At 47.5% G+C, this 16,116-nt stretch carries 19 protein-coding genes; 14 read left to right on the plus strand and 5 right to left on the minus strand.

Going from position 1 to position 16,116, the window contains the following annotated elements; all coding sequences use genetic code 11:
• The first annotated feature begins 32 nt into the window (after window positions 1-32).
• Window positions 33-1,283, plus strand: coding sequence for a glutamyl-tRNA reductase (gene hemA / locus BQ5809_RS03350; protein ID WP_003785176.1), 1,251 nt, complete (start codon window positions 33-35; stop codon window positions 1,281-1,283).
• Window positions 1,284-1,363: 80 nt separating this feature from the next.
• Here the strand turns inward: hemA and hscB are convergent, their stop codons facing one another.
• A complete protein-coding gene (hscB, locus tag BQ5809_RS03355; protein WP_003785177.1) occupies window positions 1,364-1,867 on the minus strand; it encodes a Fe-S protein assembly co-chaperone HscB in 504 nt (167 codons plus the stop codon).
• Between the two features lie 280 nt (window positions 1,868-2,147).
• Between hscB and BQ5809_RS03360 the strand changes: the two genes are divergently transcribed.
• From BQ5809_RS03360 to BQ5809_RS03370, 3 genes are all read left to right on the plus strand, one after another.
• Entirely contained in the window at window positions 2,148-2,810 is a 663-nt protein-coding gene (locus tag BQ5809_RS03360; RefSeq protein ID WP_003785179.1) for an NAD(P)H-dependent oxidoreductase, read from the plus strand.
• 219 nt (window positions 2,811-3,029) lie between these two features.
• Window positions 3,030-3,908, plus strand: a complete 879-nt coding sequence (locus BQ5809_RS03365) for an NAD(+) kinase (RefSeq protein WP_003785182.1) — start codon at window positions 3,030-3,032, stop codon at window positions 3,906-3,908.
• Window positions 3,909-3,944: 36 nt separating this feature from the next.
• Entirely contained in the window at window positions 3,945-4,352 is a 408-nt protein-coding gene (locus BQ5809_RS03370; protein ID WP_003785184.1) for a YidB family protein, read from the plus strand.
• A gap of 175 nt (window positions 4,353-4,527) precedes the next feature.
• Here the strand turns inward: BQ5809_RS03370 and BQ5809_RS03375 are convergent, their stop codons facing one another.
• Window positions 4,528-5,043: an RDD family protein gene (locus tag BQ5809_RS03375; RefSeq protein ID WP_032134018.1), complete on the minus strand. Its 516-nt coding sequence runs from the start codon at window positions 5,041-5,043 to the stop codon at window positions 4,528-4,530.
• Window positions 5,044-5,045: 2 nt separating this feature from the next.
• A complete protein-coding gene (gene miaA / locus BQ5809_RS03380) occupies window positions 5,046-6,002 on the minus strand; it encodes a tRNA (adenosine(37)-N6)-dimethylallyltransferase MiaA (protein ID WP_032827654.1) in 957 nt (318 codons plus the stop codon).
• Between the two features lie 159 nt (window positions 6,003-6,161).
• On the opposite strand from miaA, the gene putP reads away from it, so the two are divergent.
• Window positions 6,162-7,655 (plus strand): sodium/proline symporter PutP, encoded by a 1,494-nt coding sequence (gene putP / locus BQ5809_RS03385; RefSeq protein WP_003785191.1) that lies wholly within the window; start codon window positions 6,162-6,164, stop codon window positions 7,653-7,655.
• Between the two features lie 181 nt (window positions 7,656-7,836).
• On the opposite strand, the gene BQ5809_RS03390 is transcribed toward putP, so the two are convergent.
• Window positions 7,837-8,115 carry a 5-oxoprolinase subunit B family protein gene (locus BQ5809_RS03390; protein WP_420911736.1) on the minus strand — a complete coding sequence of 93 codons (279 nt, stop codon included), beginning with the start codon at window positions 8,113-8,115 and terminating at the stop codon, window positions 7,837-7,839.
• On the opposite strand from BQ5809_RS03390, the gene BQ5809_RS11540 reads away from it, so the two are divergent.
• The 6 genes from BQ5809_RS11540 (at window position 8,104) to BQ5809_RS03415 (ending at window position 14,021) form a co-directional block, all read left to right on the plus strand.
• The gene (locus tag BQ5809_RS11540; protein ID WP_420911737.1) at window positions 8,104-8,274 is read left to right on the plus strand and encodes a hypothetical protein; all 171 of its coding nucleotides are present in this window, start codon (window positions 8,104-8,106) and stop codon (window positions 8,272-8,274) included. The genes BQ5809_RS03390 and BQ5809_RS11540 overlap by 12 nt on opposite strands.
• Window positions 8,275-8,320: 46 nt before the next feature.
• On the plus strand, window positions 8,321-9,331 hold the full coding sequence (gene pdxA / locus BQ5809_RS03395; RefSeq protein ID WP_032827574.1) for a 4-hydroxythreonine-4-phosphate dehydrogenase PdxA: 1,011 nt from the start codon (window positions 8,321-8,323) through the stop codon (window positions 9,329-9,331).
• Window positions 9,332-9,391: 60 nt separating this feature from the next.
• Window positions 9,392-10,099, plus strand: a complete 708-nt coding sequence (locus BQ5809_RS03400) for an energy-coupling factor ABC transporter permease (RefSeq protein ID WP_003785200.1) — start codon at window positions 9,392-9,394, stop codon at window positions 10,097-10,099.
• Between the two features lie 235 nt (window positions 10,100-10,334).
• A complete protein-coding gene (locus BQ5809_RS03405) occupies window positions 10,335-11,378 on the plus strand; it encodes a galactose ABC transporter substrate-binding protein (RefSeq protein ID WP_003785202.1) in 1,044 nt (347 codons plus the stop codon).
• Between the two features lie 26 nt (window positions 11,379-11,404).
• Complete coding sequence (locus BQ5809_RS03410; protein ID WP_003785204.1) at window positions 11,405-13,627, plus strand: ATP-binding protein; 2,223 nt, start codon at window positions 11,405-11,407, stop codon at window positions 13,625-13,627.
• A gap of 19 nt (window positions 13,628-13,646) precedes the next feature.
• Window positions 13,647-14,021 carry a response regulator gene (locus BQ5809_RS03415; protein ID WP_223877574.1) on the plus strand — a complete coding sequence of 125 codons (375 nt, stop codon included), beginning with the start codon at window positions 13,647-13,649 and terminating at the stop codon, window positions 14,019-14,021.
• A 48-nt stretch (window positions 14,022-14,069) separates the two neighbouring features.
• Here the strand turns inward: BQ5809_RS03415 and BQ5809_RS03420 are convergent, their stop codons facing one another.
• Window positions 14,070-14,654 (minus strand): Maf family protein, encoded by a 585-nt coding sequence (locus tag BQ5809_RS03420; protein WP_003785209.1) that lies wholly within the window; start codon window positions 14,652-14,654, stop codon window positions 14,070-14,072.
• 92 nt (window positions 14,655-14,746) lie between these two features.
• Between BQ5809_RS03420 and BQ5809_RS03425 the strand changes: the two genes are divergently transcribed.
• The 3 genes from BQ5809_RS03425 (at window position 14,747) to BQ5809_RS03435 (ending at window position 16,103) form a co-directional block, all read left to right on the plus strand.
• Window positions 14,747-15,247 carry a YceD family protein gene (locus BQ5809_RS03425; protein ID WP_032827577.1) on the plus strand — a complete coding sequence of 167 codons (501 nt, stop codon included), beginning with the start codon at window positions 14,747-14,749 and terminating at the stop codon, window positions 15,245-15,247.
• Window positions 15,248-15,290: 43 nt separating this feature from the next.
• Window positions 15,291-15,470 carry a 50S ribosomal protein L32 gene (rpmF, locus tag BQ5809_RS03430; RefSeq protein ID WP_003785213.1) on the plus strand — a complete coding sequence of 60 codons (180 nt, stop codon included), beginning with the start codon at window positions 15,291-15,293 and terminating at the stop codon, window positions 15,468-15,470.
• Between the two features lie 93 nt (window positions 15,471-15,563).
• Window positions 15,564-16,103, plus strand: coding sequence for a phosphoribosyltransferase (locus BQ5809_RS03435; RefSeq protein WP_003791369.1), 540 nt, complete (start codon window positions 15,564-15,566; stop codon window positions 16,101-16,103).
• The last annotated feature ends 13 nt before the right edge of the window (window positions 16,104-16,116 follow it).

Consider the following 16,116-nt stretch of genomic DNA (forward strand, 5'->3'; position numbering starts at 1 on the left):
CTGCTTGTATAACATATAAATCGTTGAATATTATGAAACTCACTGTTATTGGATTGAATCATCACACCGCGCCTTTGGCGATTCGCGAAAAATTGGCGTTTGCCGCAGCCAATTTGCCCGATGCTGTGTACGATTTAAGCACAAACATCGTTGCCGAAGCGGTTATTTTATCTACTTGCAATCGCACCGAATTGTATTGCGTGGGCGATGCCGATGCCGTGATTCGCTGGCTGGCAAATTATCAAGGCGTAAACGAAGCCGAAATCCGCCCCTATTTGTACACATTGGGTTGCAGCCAAACGATTGCTCACGCATTCCGTGTCGCTTGCGGCTTGGACAGCATGGTGTTGGGCGAAGCGCAAATTTTGGGTCAAATGAAAAACGCGGTGCAAGTGGCACGTGAACAAGGTGGCGTGGGAACATGGCTTAATGCGCTGTTTCAACGCACGTTTGCTGCTGCCAAAGACGTTCGCAGCATGAGTGGCGTGGGCGATAATGTGGTCAGCATGGCATCGGTAGCCGTGCGTATGGCAGAGCAAACTTTGGGCGATATTAGCAACCTAAATGTTTTGTTTATTGGCGCAGGCGAAATGAACGAATCGGTGGCAACTTATTTTGCTGCCAAACAACCCAAAAGCCTGATGATTGCTAATCGAACGCTCACACGCGCAACCAATTTGTGCAGCCAGTTAGGGCAGGGCGCAACCGCTTGTGCTTTGGACAATGTGCTAGAAATTTTGTCGCGCTACGATGTGGTGATTTCTTGCACAGCGAGCCAAGATGCAGTGGTAACGCGCGAAATGGTGGCGAAATCGACAAGCCAACGCGCAGGCAAAACCCAATTTTTGCTGGATTTAGCCGTGCCACGCGACATTGAAGCCAGCGTTGCCGAGTTGGATAACGTGGTTTTGTTTACGGTGGACGACATGGCTGCACGAGTGGCACAAGGCAAAGAAGCGCGTCAAATCGCAGCCGAGCAAGCCGAAGAAATGGTGCAAGCCAAAGTGGGCGAATTTTTAACATGGCAACAAAGCCGTCAGCGCGTGCCGTTGATTTGCGCCTTGCGTGATGAAGGCGAAAAAGCGCGTAAACAAGTGCTAGACAACGCCATGCGCCAACTGGCAAAAGGCACGCCAGCCGAAGAAGTGTTGGAACGCCTGTCGGTGCAATTAACCAACAAATTGCTGCATTCGCCCACACGCGCACTCAACAAAGCGGGTGTGCATGATGCTAACGTGGTTCACGCTTTGGCGCAGGTGTATCGCTTGCCGAGCCGTTCGTAAATTAATCATTAAAATGGAAAAAGCAGCCTGCACTTTGAATTAAGCAAAAGTGCAGGCTGCTTTTTATATACCCAATCACATCACGGCAACGCGCTAGCAATTTCCTGTCGCATCTTATCCAAAAATCGCCCTTGTCGCACCAGTTGCGCTGCCGATTCATATTGCTGCTGCTCAAAGGCTTGGCGCAGTTGAATCAACGAAGTTTGCTGTTCGGCAGCGATTTCCGAGTCCAATGCCAACATTGCTGCTTCGTCTTGCTCCATTTGCGCGTCCATGAGCGTTTCGCGCCATTGCATTTGTTGCATTAAAAATTCGGGCGCAAAAGACGTATGTTCGGGCGCATCGGCATCAATATTTTGGGTGCGTAACAATTCGGCAGCGCGATTGAGTGGGTGCGATAATTGCTCATACGCCTGATTGATTGCCGCCGACATCATCATCGCCTGCTTTTGCTCAAATGCGCTTGCCGCTGCAAAACGGTCTGGGTGAAATTGTGCGGCAAGCGTGCGATATTGTTGATGTAGTTGCTCGGCGTTCAAATCAAACTGCACAGGCAAGCCAAAAAGCTGAAAAGCGCGAGACATGGTGTATTCCTATTCCAAAAAATAAAGCGGATTATAGCGGATAAAGTGAAATGAAATTGCAATAGGACGGTGTTGCCAACGCCCTTATGTGCTATAGTGGATTGAATTTAGATTAGGACAAGGCGACAACGACCGCCGTGTACAGCTAGTACATAAGGGAGTTGGCAACGCTGCACTAATCTAAATTTAATTCACTATAAATTTATTCAGCTAGCAATGGGCATACACCGTCAGTTGTTGGACAATTTTCCATTTGATTATAGATAACGAAAGAAATTTTATGATCCAGCTCACACCCGAACAATTACTAGAAGTCTTCCGCCGCCGTGCCGCCACGCGTGCCTACGACCCCAATCGCACGATTAGCGATGCCGATTTTGCGGCTATTTTGGAATGCGCGCGCCTGTCGCCCAGCTCGGTGGGCAGCGAGCCGTGGCAATTTTTGGTAATTCAAAACAGCGATTTACGCGCTAAACTCAAACCCGTGTCGTGGGGCATGGCAACGCAAGTGGACGATGCCAGTCATTTGGTTGTGATTGCCGCCAAAACCAACGCCCGATTTGACACGCCATTTTTTGACGACATCATCGCCAGACGCGGTTTTACAGGCGATGCCGCCGTTGCCGCTCGCGCCAAATATCAGCGTTTTCAGCAGCACGATGCCGACATTCTTGCCAGCGAACGCAGCGTGTTGGATTGGGCTGGCAAGCAAACTTATATTGCGTTGGCAAACATGATGACAGGCGCGGCATTGCTGGGCATTGATTCTTGCCCGATTGAAGGCTTTGATTACGCCGCCGTAAACCAAATTTTGAGCGATGCAGGCTGCTTGGACACAAACGAATGGCGCGTGTCGGTGATGGTGAGCTTTGGTTATCGCGCTGGCGAAATTAAACCCAAAGCGCGTAAAACGGTTGATGAAGTGGTGCGGTGGTTTGAGTAGTGCAGGCTGCTTTGTGAAATAGATTGCGTCGTCATTCCTGCGTGGGCAGGAATCCAACGTTGTATTCTTGTTAATAAACAATAATATAGATAACTAAATGATTTCGTTGGATTCCCGCCTGCGCGAGAATGACGGCGTTTCTAAAAATTTTGAGCTAGCTATGTGCAGGCTGCTTTTTCGTTATAATATCGCCTTTTCCTTCTGATTGACTTTGCCACCATGAAAAGCCAATTCCAACACATCGGTTTAGTAACCCGACCCAGCACCCCCAACATCGCATCGGTCATTGCCGAGCTGTCCAGCTTTTTGCAACAGCAAGAACTCAATGTTTATGTAGATACAGAATACGCCGCCAGCACACACGAACCCTTGCCACAAGGCTGCCAAGTCAGCGAAGATTTGGGTAAACAATGCGATTTGATTTTGGTGCTAGGCGGCGATGGCACATTTTTAGCCGCCGCCCGACAAGCCGCGCCCTATCGCGTGCCACTCATCGGCGTAAACCAAGGACATTTGGGCTTTTTAACCCAAGTAACCAGTGACAAAATGTTGCCCGAACTAGACAGCATGTTGCGCGGCAAATATTTGGTGGACGAATGCTTGGTGCTGGAAACGTCTATTTCACGCGCAGGCGAAGTCATACATAAAGCATTGGCGTTGAACGACACCGTGTTATCGCGCGGCGGTACAGGTCAAATGATTGAATTTGAAGTATTTATCAACGGCGAATTTGTCTATACACAACGCTCGGACGGCTTGATTGTGTCCACGCCCACAGGCTCTACCGCGTATTCATTGGCAGCAGGTGGCCCAATTTTGCAGACCACACTTCGCGCTTTTACGCTTGTGCCGATTTGTCCGCAATCCATGACCAATCGCCCGATTGTGATTTCCGACACAGGCGAAATCTGCATTTTGATTACCAAAGCAGGCGATGCGCGTGTGCATTATGACGGACAATCGGTGGTGGATATTCAAAGCATGGACGTGGTTACCATTCGCCGCTATCGCCACAATTTGCGCGTGCTGCACCCCATCGATTACCAGTATTACAAAACCTTGCGTCAAAAATTGCATTGGGGCGAGCAGTTGGTTTAATTTGATTTTTTTAACCTTTATAACAAGGACGCACACATGGGACTTTTTGATTCTTTGGTGAGCGTTGCTACATCGGCAATGGTAGGCAACAGCGAACAAGGACAAGCGATTCAGTTAATTACGCAACTGGTGCAACAAAATGGCGGCGACATTGGCGGCTTGCTTGGGCAGTTGCAACAAGGCGGTTTGGGCGACGCGTTGCAAAGCTGGATTGGCAATGGCGCAAATCAAGCGGTTAGCGGTGGTGATTTGCAAAACGCGCTGGGCAATCATTTGCAACAAGCCGCACAAAGCGTGGGCTTGAATGTGGGCGATGCAGGCAATGTGTTGTCGCAATATTTGCCGCAAATCATCAACGCTATCACGCCAAACGGCACAGCCGCCGATGCCGATGGCTTTGGTTTGGACGATGTGTTACGCATTGCCCAGCAGTTTTTGAAGTAATATAGTGAATTAAATTTAGATTAGTACAGCGTTGCCAACTCCCTTATGTACTAGGTGTACACGGCGGTCGTTGTCGCCTTGTCCTAATCTAAATTTAATCCACTATAATACCAATAAAGAACAAAGCAGCCTGCACTTTCCATAAACAAAAGTGCAGGCTGCTTTTTCACATGGATTACCGCTCGCGCAAATCCACCAATTCCGTGCCAGCCAAGTAATCATACAAAAACTGTCGGCGGCGATTCAGCAGCGCAAATCCCCACGGCAAAATCCACCAAAACAGCGACAACCAAGTGGCAGAACGCGGCGCAATGCCTTGATAACGCAAGGTTTGATACGCCAGCAATGGAATAAACACCAAAAACACGCACGCCCACAAATAACGGCGCAACAACACGCTGCGGTGTGGGTGCAGGCTGCTTTGTTTGTCGGATAAGCCGATTTTCCACACGCGCATGGGCAGGGTTTGCCCTTCGCGTTGCCAGTTTAGGCGAAAATAAAGCCACCACGAGCCGAGTAAAATCAACACGGTTAAAAGTGATGAAAACCAGTTGTGTTGGGCGATTGCGCTGGGCAGTAAGGTCAAAATGCCACCAGCAAACAAACCTGCCAGCAGCGAAACAGAGCCGACTAGCAAAGATTCGTAACACAGGGCAAACAGGCGGCGGCGAAGTGGAGCGGGAGTAAACATAATTAGGACGATTGTAGTTGTTGAGCTATTTCTATGGCGCGTGGCACATAATCGCGTTGGGTAAATGGGTCAAAAACGTGTGCAGGCTGCATTTTGCGTAACCAAGTGAGCTGGCGTTTTGCCAACTGGCGCGTGGCAGCTTGCCCTTGTTCCACAAAGTTTTCAAAGTCCGTTTCGTCAGCCAAATGAGCCCACGCTTGGCGATAGCCCACGCAGCGCATAGACGGCATATCGGGGTGCAGCGCAGGATAGCGTTGTTGCAACTGGCGCACTTCGTCCAAAAAACCGTTATTTATCATTTGGATAAAGCGTTGGTTGATTTGCTGGTGCAGCGCGTGGCGTTGTTCGGCAATCAGCGCAATGGTCGGCAGATTCAATAATGTAGGCTGCATGGTTTGTTCGGCAAAATGTTGCGACAAGGGCTTGCCTGTGAGCCAAAACACTTCCAAAGCGCGTTCAATGCGTTGTGTGTCGCTGGGCGATAAACGTTGGGCGGTGACTGGATCGGCTTGTTGCAACAAATCATACAAATGCGCCAAACCGTGCGCCTGTTTGACCTGTTGTAAGCGTTCGCGCGTGGCGGCATCGGCTTCGGGCAGTGCGTTCAAGCCTTGTGTGAGCGCGTGGTAATACATCATCGTTCCGCCAACAATAAGCGGCAATTTGCCTTTGGCGCGAATTTCGTCCACCAAATGCAAGCAATCGTGCACAAAATCCGCTGCGCTGTATGTTTCTAATGGGCTGATTATATTGATTAAATGGTGCGGTACGCTTGCCAATTCCTGCGCGGTGGGTTTTGCCGTGCCAATGTCCATGTCGCGATACACCAACGCGCTGTCCAAGCTAATGATTTCGCACGGCACAGCTTGCGCGATTGCCAATGCCAACGCAGTTTTGCCGCTGGCTGTCGGCGCGATAATCGCCAAAGCGGTGGGAATAGTTGAGTTTTGTGTCTTCATGGACGCGTATTGTAGGGCGTTTGCGGATTTTGGTAAACGCATCATTTCAAACGTGAAAATCTTGACGATTTTTGTTAATTCAGGTTAAATGCCATTATCAGAAAAACAAACACGGTGCAATTTGCATCTTTTTTAATCTTGTTTACGAAAGGATTTCACATGAATCCGATGTATATAACTTTTGGCATTTATTTGATTGTCGTATTGCTCATTGGCATGGCAGCTTATTTTTCCACACGCAACTTTGATGACTACATTCTGGGCGGACGCAGTTTAGGCGCGTTCGTAACCGCGTTGTCGGCAGGCGCGTCCGATATGTCGGGCTGGCTGCTGATGGGTTTGCCAGGCGCGATTTATCTGACTGGTTTGAGCGAATCGTGGATTGCGATTGGCTTAACCGTTGGCGCGTGGCTGAACTGGTTGCTGGTGGCTGGGCGACTTCGTGTTCACACTGAATACAACAATAACGCACTCACCTTGCCCGATTATTTCTATCATCGTTTTGGCGCAACAGGTCATGCAATGAAAGTGATTTCGGCATCAATCATCTTGTTTTTCTTCACAATTTACTGCGCTTCGGGCATTGTGGCAGGGGCGCGATTGTTCCAAAGTCTGTTTGATATTTCCTATACACAAGCCATGTGGTTGGGCGCAGGCGCAACCATTGTGTACACGTTCATTGGCGGCTTTTTGGCAGTGAGCTGGACGGACACGATTCAAGCCAGTTTGATGATTTTCGCGCTCATCGTTACCCCAATTATGGTGTATTTGAGCTTGGGTGGCGCAGACGAAATGCAGGCTGCTTTGCAAATGATGGTGCAAAGTTCAGGCAAACAATACGATAGCCTGCTGGCTGGCACAACGCTGATGGGCATTATTTCTACCGCCGCATGGGGTTTGGGCTATTTTGGTCAGCCGCACATTTTGGCGCGATTTATGGCAGCCGAAAGCGTGAAATCGCTGGTAAACGCACGCCGCATTGGTATGACTTGGATGATTTTGTGTTTGGGTGGCGCGTGTGCCGTTGGTTATTTTGGTATTGCTTACTTTGGTCAGCACTCACAAGAAGCCGCTATCATGAATGGCGACCACGAGCGCATTTTCATCGCTCTGACTACTATTTTGTTCAACCCATGGATTGCAGGCGTGATTTTGTCGGCGATTTTGGCAGCAGTCATGTCCACCTTGTCTTGCCAACTGCTCGTGTGTTCTAGTGCGATTACCGAAGACTTCTACAAAGGCTTTCTGCGCCCCAACGCCCCACAAGCCGAATTGGTGTGGGTGGGACGTGTCATGGTGTTGGCGATTGCCGTGATTGCGATTTTGATTGCGTCTGACCCAAACAGCAAAGTGTTGGGATTGGTGTCGTATGCGTGGGCTGGTTTTGGCGCGGCGTTTGGGCCTGCGGTGATTTTCTCGCTGTTTTGGAAACGTATGACCGCAGCAGGCGCGTTGGCTGGCATGGTAGCAGGCGCGGCGGTGGTGGTAGCGTGGAAGCCACTCACAGGCAGCAGTTTGTATGAAATTGTGCCAGGCTTTATTGCTTGTGTGATGGCGATTGTCGTAGGTTCGCTGTTGAGCCCAGCACCGAGCGCAGCCGTACAACAACGCTTTGATGATGCCGATGCTGCGTTTAAAAAAGCGTCTAGTTGATTGAATCATCTAAACAACCGAAGCAGCCTGCACTTTTCATCAACCAAAAAGTGCAGGCTGCTTTTTTGTCCAAATCTTTGATTTAGGTATAGTGAATTAAATTTAAACTAGTACAGCGTTGCCAACTCCCTTATGTACTAGCTGTACACGGCGGTCGTTGTCGCCTTGTCCTAATCTAAATTTAATCCACTATAAATTGCACCGTATCGCCTGCGCTCAACAAAGTGGGTGGATTGCAGGCTGCATCAAACAAAGGTAAATCGGTTTTGCCCAAAATTTGCCAACCTGCTGGCGATGCAAACGGATACACGCCTGTTTGTGCGCCACCAATGCCCACCGAACCTGTGGCAATGCGCGTGCGCGGCGTGTGCAAATGCTCGGGCAAGCCGCCCAAATACGGAAAACCAGCCTGAAAGCCCATCATAAAAACGGTATAGGTGTAACGCGTGTGTTCGCGCACCAATTATTCGACCGACACGCGATGAAATTGCGCTACCGCCGCCAAATCCATGCCAAATTCGCCGCCATACACCACGGGAATTTGAACGTGTTTGCCAACATAGTTTGCAGCTTGCGTATTGTGCCAAATGGTGTGCAGGCTGCTTTGTTATGTTGCTGAACGCAAATTCAGGTATGATGCGTGCATTTTCACAAGAAAGCAGCCCATGAACACCCCAATTTTAGCGATAACCGCAGGCGAACCCGCAGGCATTGGCGCAGACATTTGCTTGGATTTGGCGCACATGAATTTGCCCTGTCGCGTTGTCGTGTTGGGCGATAAAAACCTGCTGGCAAATCGCGCCAAAATGCTGGGCAAAACGATTGCTTTGCGCGATTTTGACGCAAAAAAGCAGCCTGCACCCAATGAGCTAGAAGTCCTACACATTCCACTCAAAACCGATTGCACGGCAGGCGAACTCAATCCGCACAACGCACCGTATGTGATTGAATTGCTAGACCGCGCCATGCACGGCATCAACAACGGCGAATTTGCAGGTATGGTAACCGCGCCCGTCCACAAAGGTGTCATCAACGACCACTTTGGCGAACAACTTTATTTTAGCGGGCACACTGAATACCTAGCCGAAAAATCCCACACGCCACAAGTCGTGATGATGCTCGCAGGCGGCGGAATGCGCGTGGCGTTGCTGACCACCCATTTGCCCTTGCGTGAAGTGGCAGACGCGATTACGCCCGAATTGATAGACAGTGTGGCGACCATTTTGCACAACGATTTGCAAAACAAATTTGGTATTCAATCGCCCAAAATCTTGTTGGCAGGACTCAATCCACACGCAGGCGAGGGCGGACATTTGGGGCGTGAAGAACTGGAAATCATGCAGCCAACCGCCCAAATATTGCGCCAACGTGGCGTAAACATCACCGACCCATTGCCAGCCGACACGCTGTTTCAGCCGTTTTATTTGGACGATGCCGATGCGGTGTTGGCAGCGTATCACGACCAAGGTTTACCTGTGTTGAAACACGCCAGTTTTGGTGGTGGTGTGAACATTACGCTGGGTTTGCCGTTTATCCGCACATCGGTAGACCACGGCACAGCGTTGGATTTGGCAGGCACAGGCAAGGCGCATTCGGGCAGTTTAAAAACCGCTGTTGAAGTCGCTTGGGAAATGGTTTGCGCCAGCCGCCGATTTGATTCACGAAACGCCCATTGAAGCCGCCGAGCCAATCCACGAATACGAAGAAACGCATTATCCACATTAATCAACTCAATCATGACTTTTTTGCCCCACTGGTTGCCCCATATCGGTTTGATTTGGGCAACATGGCTCGCATACGCTTGCCTAATTGCAGGCTGCTTTGTTCGCCACAAAAGCAGCCTGCACCTTTTATCCCAGCTACCACGCTTACCCATAGCCATCGCCTTGTTCGCCTTGTTGTGGGCATTGAACGTGCGCGTAGAAGCAGGACAACTGGCAGGTATGAGCTATCATTTGTTGGGACTCAATTTAATCAGCCTAATGCTTGGTACGCCTATGGCACTTTTACTGGGCAGCAGCATCTTGCTGCTGTTTGGCATCGCCCAACAAAGCAGCGGTTTTGTCGCCCCATTCGCGTTGAACGCCTTGTGTGTGGTTGTACCAGCGTGTTTGCTCAACGCGCTGATTCGGCAACAATTATTGTGCAGGCTACCTAAAAACGTGTTCATCTACATTTTTTGTGCAGGCTTTCTATCGGGCGCATTCGGTATGCTGCTGACAGGCTTGCTGGTGTGTAGCGTATTGTATTTTGCCGATGTCTTATCCAGCGCAATCATTTGGCAACAAGCCTTTCCCATTTTCTTTTTACTGGCGTGGGGCGAAGCCTTTTTAAGCGGCATTGGCGCAGCCGTTTGTGTCGCCTTCAAACCCGAACAACTCGCCACGTTTGACGATGCCGTTTATTTGCGCCAGCCAACCAATCGCATTTGGGATAAGGAATAAGCAGCCTGCACCTAATTCAAAGCAGCCTGCACTTTTATTTTTGAAAGTGCAGGCTGCTTTTTTTGTTTGATTGAAATACAACACAAACAAATATTTGTAAATAATATAGTCGAATGTATAGCGAAATGCCTTGTAATTCTTTACAATTCGTTATCAAACAGTACGTCCATTCAGAATATTGTTTCATTACAAATAACTAACATATTTAAATGATGAATTTTATTGGGAGCAAATTATGAAAATGCTAACCTTACTACCTTTTGTGCTATTTTCTGTTGCTGCGTGTGGTCAAAACACACAACAAACTGCAGCAGCCGAAAAAAACAATTATCCCACCGCCACAGTGGGCGCAAACGTAAGTGATATTCGCACTAACCCCTTTTTCCAAGGTATGTATGCTGCTTTTGAACAAGCAGGCAAAGACCACAGCAGCCTAAAATTGTTTGTCGAGAGCGCAGAAGACAATCAAGACAAACAAGATGCTCAGTTGCAAGACATGATTCAACGTGGCGCAAAAGCCTTGGTAGTCAATTTGGCAGATGTGAGCAAAGGCGGCGATTTTGTTCGCAAAATGTGTCAAGCCAAAATCCCTGTGGTGTACATCAACCGTAGCCCTGGCGATAAAAACTTGGCTTCTTGCGACACGGCATACTTTGTCGATGGCGATGCCGCGCAGGCTGGCGTATTGCAAGGTTTGCAAGTGTTAAACGCATGGAAAGCTCACCCAGAATGGGACAAAAACAAAGATGGCGTGGTGCAATATGCCATGATTGAAGGCGTTCCAGGACACGCAGGTGCACAAGCGCGTACCAAATGGTCGGTTAGCACTATGGAGTTTTATCCAAACTCTGGTGTACCTGTTGCCAAAGTTTTGCAAGATACTGCCATGTTCCAAACCGCCGAAGCAGAAGAGCTTTTGGAAAAATGGCTTGCATTGCCAGAATTCCAAAATGTTGAAGTGATTTTGGCAAACAACGACAGTATGGCATTAGGTGCAATCAACACATTGAAAAAACATGGCGTTAAATTACCGATTTTTGGTATTGATGGTTCTAAAACTGCGCTAGAAGCCGTTAAAAATGGTGATTTAGTTGGCACAGTATTCAACGACTACGATGAACAAGCCAAAACCGCCGTGCGAATGGCAGCTAATTTAGCGGCTGGCAATCCTGTGATGAGTGGCATCGAACATGGTGTGGAATACAAAGTGGTCAAAGTGCCGTATCAAGACATCAATTCCAATAATCTTGATGCCTTTATCCAACGAGTAAGCAAATAAAATCATGATGATATTTGGAGAATAAAATGAAAAAAATCAGTAATAGCCCAGTTGGGTTACGCAAATACTCAGGCTTGATTTCATTGGTTGTGTTGTTTTTGATTTTAACCGTTGCATTGCTGGGTTTGAGTGCGTGGTCAACCAGCCGTTTGGCACAAAACACACAAATTATTAACGTAGCAGGTGAGCAAGGTGCATCGATTCAACAATTATCTAAAAACTTGTTGGATATTAACCTGTATTTGGCAGAGCAAGTAAACAAACCTGCTGCAACGACAACAGCGGCAGCAGCCAGCGATGTGGCTATGCCTGAAACCAATGCCAAAACAGGCGATGTTGCTTTGGCAGATTTGCCACAAGAAGCCTTGTTCCGTTTGCAAGAGATTAAGCAAATTCGCGATAAATTCGAAAGCACTTTATCTGCATTTGAAAAAGGTGGCGAAGTCACTACGCAAGACGGCAGCTCTGTTACCATTAGCGCGGTATCAGGCAACGCAAAAGCCGCGTACCACGCAGCCAATTTGCGCCAAGTTTGGGAACCGTATTTGGGTTTGATTGATAGCTTTTTGTCGTCAAATCAAGGCAATCAAGCTAATTTAAGAAAACAAGTGAGTGACTACTTGGTGGACTATTCACGTTTGTATAACCAAACCTTGCTGACCGACTCTTCACAATTAGCAGCGGCGTTAAATAGCGAAGTGGTCGCACAAGCATCGATGCTGCAAAAATTCCAACTGGGCGGTATTATCGCGGCGGTGGTTTTGTTCTTCATGATTGTGTTTGGTGCGCTGCGTCAATTGGTTGCCAATGACCACAAACTGGCGATTGCCAACGAAGAGATGAGCGAAATCATGGTGTCGGTGAACGAAGGTTTGTTCTTGGTGGACAAAGATTTGACCATTGGTAGCCAATATTCTCGCCGCTTGGAAGACATTTTGGGGCAAAAAGATTTGGGTAACAAAAACTTGCTCGATGTATTGGATAAATTTGTACCACCCGAAGAAGTCGAAACCACAAAATTCTTTATTGAACAGTTGTATAGCGACTGGGTAATGGAAGATTTGATTGAAGACTTGAATCCGCTTAACCGCATTAGCGTACAAGATGAACGCACCAATGAATTGCGTTTTATGGATTTCAAATTCTTCCGCGTATGGATTAACGACAAAATCGAACGTGTATTGGTCAGCGTAACCGATACAACCGAATCGGTGATGTTGCAAGCCAGCTTGGAAGCGCAAAAAGAGCAAGAAAACCGCGAAATGGAAATGCTCAGCACTATTTTGAATACCAATCCTGTGTTGCTGAACAACTTTATCGGCAGCAGTACGCAAAATTTGGATGAAATCAACCAAATTTTGAAATCACCAGGTTCAGATTCGTATGAATTGCAAGGCAAAGTACAATATATTGCTCGTTTAATTCACAAAATCAAAGGCGAAGCATCATCGCTCAAATTGCAACGCATGGTAGGTATTTGCGAATCGTTTGAAGAGTCTTTGAAAGTGATGCGAAATTCCAGAAGCTTGACTGGTCAAGACTTCTTTGGCTTGGTGGTATTGTTGGAAGACTTGTATCGCTTGTTCGATATTTTGAAAAATTACAGCGGTCGCATGGGGCAAGAAGCTGGCTCGCACGCCAATCAAGCGGCAGCACCAAGCAGCACAGAACCCGCTTGGCGCACATTTGCCACAGCGCAAGTCGATTTCTTGAAACAATTTGTTGGCGACATTGCCACGCGCAATAACAAACAAGCGCAGTTGGTTGTAAGCGGTTTTGACCAATACGAAATCAAAGAATCGCAATGGGACAAGTTAAAAAATGTTATGATTCAGCTTTTGCGTAATTCGGTGGTGCACGGCATTGAAGCACCCGAAGTACGCCAAGCTCGTGGCAAACCTGCAATGGGTACGCTCAAATTAACATTGACCCAACAAGCCGATGGCAATTTGGTCTTGGCAGCGGAAGACGATGGCAATGGCATCGATTTTGAAGCCATTCGCCAAAAAGCTGTGAACTTGGGCTTGCTGGCAGCAGATGCCGCACCCAATGCCGAGCAAAAACAATTGTTGAACATGATGTTTAGCAATGGTTTTTCAACCGCAGCAAACGAATCGGAAGATGCAGGTCGTGGTGTGGGAATGGATATTATTAAAGATGAGATTCAAAGCATTGGTGGACGCATTGGTGTGACTACCGCAGCGCATCAATACACTCGTTTTAGTATCAAATTTCCGCAGGGAAAATAATTTAGAATAGGGGATAAGAATGCCTACATTAATGATTGTAGATGATTCCAACATCATTCGAAATCGAATTGAACGCAGTATTCAGGGCTTGGATATTCAAGTGGTTGCTACTGCATCAGACGGTGCAAAAGCAGTAGAAATGTTTAAAGAACACAAACCCGATTTGGTTACCATGGATTTGACCATGCCCAATTTGGACGGTTTGGAGTGCATTAAACAAATTCGTGCATTAAGCCAAAACACCAGTATTTTGGTGGTATCGGCTTTATCGGATAGACAAACTGGATTACGCGCGTTGCAATACGGTGCGCGTGGCTTTATTTGCAAACCGTTTACCGATGAACAACTGGTGATTGCGTTGAACAAATTGATTTCGCATCAACAAAAACGCTAAACAAAAAGTGCAGGCTGCTTTTTCTATTTCAAAAGCAGCCTGCACTTTTTAAATTACATCAATACCCAATTCATTCAAACACGACACCAACCAAAAAATTGGCAAACCAATCAACGCATTCGGGTCAGAACTATCGATGCGCTCCAACAACGCCGCACCCAGACCTTCGCTTTTTGCCGCACCTGCACAATAAATCGCATCAGGCTCACGCGCCAAATAATGGCGAATTTGCTCGGGCGACAACACACGCATTTGCACTACTGTTTTGTCCACATGATGCCGCAAGCAGCCTGCACTCGTGTCCAGCACACAAACCGCGCTATAAAATTCAATGCGCTGCCTCGACAATTCCGCCAACATCGCCGCCGCCTTTTCTACCGACATCGGTTTACCGAGCTGACGATTGTTGCACCACGCCACTTGGTCAGCCCCAATAATCAAATGCTGCGGATAATGTTGCGCCAACGATTGCGCCTTGCCAATAGCCAACCGCAAAGCTGTATCCGATGGCGATTCGCCAGCCAAAGGCGTTTCGTCAAACATCGGTTTTGCCGCAACAAAATCCACGCCCAATGTTCGCAACTGCTGCTGCCGAAAAACCGAAGTAGAAGCCAAAATAATCGGTAAACTCATCGTCAAAACTCCTGTGTCCAATGACAAATAAATCTGAAAAAACGGTTAAAAATATTGACTACAAAGCAATAAAATTATATCATGCCCTGTTTATGTTAAACCGAATATTGATTGAACCCCAAGCGTTTGCCATCAAGCAAGAAAACCTGCGCGGCAAAGTTTTATTGAATGATTTAGACAAACGCGTTTGGTCGCACGATTTTACCGAATTGTCATCAGAATTGGCGTACACTTTGCAAGGTGGCGTTGATAGATGGCAACGTCCGTTTTTAGCGCTCACGCTTTCGGGCAGTTTGCCTTTGCAATGTCAACGTTGTATGCAGCCTGTTCATTTTGCGCTAGATGAAAATGTGCGAATTGTTTTGTTTGAAAACGAAGAATCGCTAGACGAAGCCATGCTTGCCGATGAAGAATTGGAAGGTATGTTGCTCGAAGCTGAATTAGACGTTTTCTCGTTGATTGAAGACCAAATATTAATGGCATTGCCGTTTTCGCCCAAGCATGATGATTGTGGCAATGCAGATTTAGATGCGGTTAATCAAAACAAAACTAATCCTTTTGCCGTGTTGGCGGGTTTGAAAAAATCGGACTAACCTGTTTATTTTTTGACTGATTATATATTTTTAGGAGCTTGAAATGGCTGTTCAACAAAACAAAAAATCCCCTTCTCGTCGTGGTATGCACCGCTCTCACGATGCTTTGACTGCACCAGCTTTGTCTGTGGACGGCGCAACAGGTGAAGTTCATCGCCCACACCACATTTCGCCAAACGGCATGTACCGTGGTCGTAAAGTTGTGAAAGCCAAAGGCGAGTAAGGCTGTTATGCAGAAAAAAGTCAGCGATTGCGTGTTGATGCACTCGGCTGGCTTTTTTCGTTTATGTAATATTAAGTGCTTTGGGAGATTGTGATGACGGTACACAAAATTTGGTTTACTTATGATGAAATTCATCATACCGTTAAAAAAATTGCCGAGCAAATTCAGGCATCGGGCATTCAATATGATGCAATGATTGCGATTGGCGGTGGCGGCTTTATTCCTGCGCGTATGTTGCGTAGCTTTGTTGATGTGCCAATTTATGCGGTAACGACTGCCTATTATTTGGACGAATCGGGCAGCGGTGAAACGGCAGACGAAATTCAAAAAGTGCAATGGATTGACCCAATCCCCGAAAAAATTGTTGGCAAAAATATTTTGGTGGTGGACGAAGTAGATGACAGTCGTGTTACGGCAGAATTTGTGTTGCGCGAATTGCAAAAAGAAAATTTTACGGAAGTGGGTTTTGCGGTTATTCATAATAAAATCAAAGAAAAACGCGGCGTAATTCCCGAAGGTGTGCATTACTACGCTGGCTTGGAAGTGCAAGACTGGTGGGTAAATTATCCGTGGGACGCAACCGATATTGACGCGCACAATCATCGTGCGGCGCATAAGGTTGAAGCGGCATAAATCAGGATAATGC

The sequence above is a fragment of the Kingella kingae ATCC 23330 genome, from assembly GCF_900111845.1.
Classification (GTDB): Bacteria; Pseudomonadota; Gammaproteobacteria; order Burkholderiales; family Neisseriaceae; genus Kingella; species Kingella kingae.